We start from the raw sequence: 4,062 nt of genomic DNA, 5'->3' as shown, positions 1-4,062 counted from the left end.
GTTCAGCACTTCGACCATGATGAGAAGCAGCACCGCTCCGATCAGCAAGGCATAGCCACGCCACGAGATCGAAACGAACCAGCCGAGCGGCAAGGCGAGCGCGAGCAGCATCAGCTCCTGCTGGAAAGCCTTCTCGCTGACGGCCAGCTTGCGAAACGCCCGCACTGAATTGAAAAAAGCGTCGATCAGCCGCTGCATGCCAAACCCCTTTGCGAATCACCGGCACGGGATAATGCAATGGCTGGCCAGATCAATGGAATAAGGCGATTTGTCCAAGATTCATTCAGCGACCGGTATGGACGGCGTCGACTTTTCAAACTGCGGCAGCCCGTCGTCGATCGAATAATAGTCGCCCTTGTCGCCGACGAAGATGTGGCATTCGCCCTCAAGGCCCGTCGGCACGTCGAACGATCCCGCCATGACCGAAACGTAGCCCTGGTCCCGCGGCTTCCAGAACAGCAGAGACCCGCATGCCTTGCAAAAACCGCGCCTGGCGAAGGAAGACGCTTCGTACCAGGTGATGCTTTCGCCGCCCTCGATCACAATGTCGGCGTCTGCAACATTGGTCGCGGCGTAGAAATGTCCGCTCTGCTTCCTGCATTGCGAACAATGACAATAGACGACGCCACGCAGCGCTCCGCGGGTTCTGAAGCGAACCGCTCCGCACAGACACGATCCGCCGTGACTGTCACTCATTTCGCCCCTCCTTGAAGAACCTGTGCCTGGCATGGCTTCGTCGTCAGGATTCCAGCTTTGTGGCAGCCATACGCAAGCAAATGCGACATTTGCTGGTGTGGCGAAGCCGAATCCAGTTTCACTTTTTGCAGCGCGTTATGCGCGAATTTCGCATTCAAACCCACCAAACTGGCGTTCATCCCGGATTGTTGGTGCGCAAATTGCAGCCTCCACAGCACACAAGAGATAGAAAAACCGTGGAACCTCAGCGAATTAAGGAAACTTTAGCGCTCCCGCATTTATGGTCATGGCGAGCGAATGTCGCAGGTGGGGACGCGTCTGTTCGCAAGTTGTTCTGGGTTATCGGGTAGTCTTCCCCGGTTGGCGACAAATGGAACCCCCAAAGTTCTGCGGCGGGATCCAAGGGGAAGAGTGATCAGAACATGCAGGCGGCAGCTGTCCCAACCGAACGAAGCACCGATATCGCGGCCACTGTCGTCGCCACAATGCGCCAGTTGGGCGTGCTCGGCCTTCCCCGCAACTACGAAATTTTCTACGAGGCACTGAGCGGCACCAATCGCGAACTCAGCCTCGCCGTCGTTTCGCTGAGCAACCGGCCGACACAGGATGAACTGGACCAGATCGGCCGCGCCTTCTTTGCCCACAACCATGGCCCCGGCATCGTCGAGCATGCCAGGGAAGTCATTGCCAGGGAGCTCGAGGAGGTCGCTTCGCTGTTGAGGAGCGAGCGCAGCCATATCGAGAAATACGGCAGGATCCTCGACGAGACATCGAGCGGACTGAGCAACCGCAGCCTTCTCTCCCAGGATCTTTTGCAGAAGATCGCCAACGCCATGACGATTGCCACCAATTCGACGATCGACCACGGCCGGCAGGTGGCCTCGACGCTCAGCGACAAGACGGCCGAACTCGAGAGCGTCAAGTCGAAGCTCGAGGAATACAAGCGGCTGGCCGACACCGATCCGTTGACCCATATCTGGAATCGCCGCGCATTCGACAAGGAAATCACCAGGATCTACAACAGCAACAAGGGTATCCTGTTCAACGCCCTGATCCTTGCCGACATCGATCGCTTCAAGGACATCAACGATCGCTACGGCCACCCGGTCGGCGACAAGATCATCCAGATCATCGCCGACATCTTCCAGACCAGCATTCGCGGTGACATGTTCGTCGCCCGAACTGGCGGCGAGGAGTTCGCGCTGATCATCGAGGGCGCCAGCGAGGACGCAACCTACGAGGTCGCCGAGCGCATTCGCGCCCTGATCGAGCAGACGCCGTTCACCAGCAGCCAGACCGGCACGAACTACGGCACCGTCACCGTCTCGATGGGCATTTGCATGGCATCCGAAGCCGAGGGGCCGGAGGATCTCTACACCAAGGCCGACCGGGCGCTGTATCGCTCCAAGGTCAGCGGCCGCAACCGCGTCACCAGGCATTCGACGATGGCCGGCCGCGCCGGCAAGAGCTGGCTGCTCTACAAGAAGGACTAAGCGCCCCATCCGCCTCGGCCCGGACTCGCCGGCCTGCGCTGGGGACGCGGACGCTGAAAAAGAAAAGCGCCGGATTTCTCCAGCGCTTTTTTCCGTCAACGTTCAGGCCGAGATCAAGCTTAGCCGTTAACGGCCTGCTTGTGCTGCACCGGGTGGCTCTTCTTCAACAGGTCAGAGACCAGGAAGGCCAGTTCGATGGCCTGGTCGGCGTTGAGACGTGGATCGCAATGCGTGTGGTAGCGATCCTGCAATTCCTCGGCGGTGATGGCGCGCGCGCCACCAGTGCATTCGGTGACGTTTTTGCCAGTCATTTCGACGTGGATGCCGCCAGGATGCGTGCCTTCGGCGCGATGCACCTCGAAGAAGGTCTGCACCTCCTTCAGGATGCGGTCGAACGGCCGCGTCTTGTAGCCGGCGGCCTCGATCGTGTTGCCATGCATCGGGTCCGACGACCACACCACGCTAAGGCCTTCCTTCTGCACCGCACGCACCAGCTTCGGCAGATGGTCGGCGACCTTGTCCGAGCCGAAGCGCGCGATCAGCGTCAGCCGGCCGGGTTCGTTTTCGGGGTTGAGCAGGTCGATCAGTTCCAGCAACCCATCCGGCGTCAGCGAGGGGCCGCACTTCAGGCCAAGCGGGTTCTTGATGCCGCGGCAATATTCGACATGCGCATGGTCGGGCTGGCGCGTCCGATCACCGATCCAGAKCATGTGACCSGASGTGKCGTACCASTCGCCGGWGGTCGAATCSRYGCGSGTCAKSGCCTCCTCRTARCCGAGCAGAAGCGCCTCGTGGCTGGTGTAGAAATCCGTCTCGCGCAATGCATAGTTGGTTTCCGAGGTGATGCCGACGGCCTTCATGAAGTCCATCGTCTCGGTGATGCGGTTGGCGAGTTCACCGTACTTCTCGCCTTGCGGGCTGTCGGACACGAAGCCGAGCATCCAGCTATGCACGTTCTCCAGGCTGGCATAGCCACCCTGCGCGAAGGCGCGCAGAAGGTTGAGCGTCGCCGCCGACTGGCGGTATGCCATCTCCTGGCGGGCAGGATCTGGAATGCGCGACTTGGCGTCGAACTCGATGCCGTTGATGATGTCGCCGCGATAGCTAGGCAGCGTCACATCGCCCTTGGTCTCGTTGTCGGACGAGCGCGGCTTGGCGAACTGGCCGGCAACCCGGCCGACCTTGACCACCGGCTGCGCGCCGGCGAAGGTCAACACCACCGACATCTGCAGGAAGACGCGGAAGAAGTCGCGGATATTGTCCGCGCCATGTTCGGCAAAACTCTCGGCGCAATMGCCGCCCTGGAGAAGGAATGCATCACCGGCAGCAACAGCCGCCAACTGCTTCTTCAGCTTGCGCGCCTCACCTGCAAAAACCAGCGGCGGAAAGGTGGCGAGCTGGGCTTCCGTGTTCTTCAGCGCGGCAAGGTCCGGATAGGCAGGAACCTGCTTGATCGGCATCGCTCTCCACGAATTCGGCGACCATTTCSTCATCGCTGCACCCAAAGCTCTTTCCGAGCAATTCCAGGAAAAGCGTGAAACGGTTTCCGTCCGGAATTGCTTCAAACAACAAAGCGAGCGCCGTCGCCCGCCGATCCACCCCATGTGGGGATCGCGGCTCCATACACGAAGCCGATTTCCTATTCTAGACCGGATTTGGCCGCTTGGCGAACGGCGGCTGCTCGATCATGGCGCGGTGTCCATCAGCCCCAGGTAGAAAAACCCCCGCCCCAGCACCAGGCAAAGCGGACTGTAGAACCAAGTATCGTATCTGGCAAAACGCGTCGTTCTGATCCGCTTGAACAAGCCGACATACCGGGACCAACTCAACGCTCGAGCGGCGAAGATTACCGCCCAAAGCATGGTCCCTGCCC

Annotated in this window: 5 protein-coding genes; 1 reads left to right on the top strand and 4 read right to left on the bottom strand. The window is 60.2% G+C overall.

Annotation, left to right across the window (positions count from 1 at the left end):
- Both ACXJ7R_RS26585 and ACXJ7R_RS26580 read right to left on the bottom strand, forming a co-directional pair.
- A partial coding sequence (locus ACXJ7R_RS26585) for a diacylglycerol kinase (protein ID WP_457154424.1) occupies positions 1-198 on the bottom strand: 198 nt, incomplete at its 3' end.
- A gap of 81 nt (positions 199-279) precedes the next feature.
- Entirely contained in the window at positions 280-696 is a 417-nt protein-coding gene (locus tag ACXJ7R_RS26580; RefSeq protein ID WP_457154423.1) for a GFA family protein, read from the bottom strand.
- A 422-nt stretch (positions 697-1,118) separates the two neighbouring features.
- On the opposite strand from ACXJ7R_RS26580, the gene ACXJ7R_RS26575 reads away from it, so the two are divergent.
- Positions 1,119-2,189, top strand: a complete 1,071-nt coding sequence (locus ACXJ7R_RS26575) for a diguanylate cyclase domain-containing protein (protein WP_457154422.1) — start codon at positions 1,119-1,121, stop codon at positions 2,187-2,189.
- A gap of 119 nt (positions 2,190-2,308) precedes the next feature.
- Here the strand turns inward: ACXJ7R_RS26575 and ACXJ7R_RS26570 are convergent, their stop codons facing one another.
- Positions 2,309-3,682: a class II 3-deoxy-7-phosphoheptulonate synthase gene (locus tag ACXJ7R_RS26570; RefSeq protein WP_457154425.1), complete on the bottom strand. Its 1,374-nt coding sequence runs from the start codon at positions 3,680-3,682 to the stop codon at positions 2,309-2,311.
- A 192-nt stretch (positions 3,683-3,874) separates the two neighbouring features.
- Positions 3,875-4,062: DUF3995 domain-containing protein (locus tag ACXJ7R_RS26565; protein ID WP_457154421.1), on the bottom strand; the 188-nt coding region annotated here is incomplete at its 5' end.

The sequence above is a fragment of the Mesorhizobium sp. P5_C1 genome, from assembly GCF_054049815.1.
Note: the sequence above shows the minus strand (reverse complement) of the source record. Positions and strands in the feature narration are given on the sequence as shown.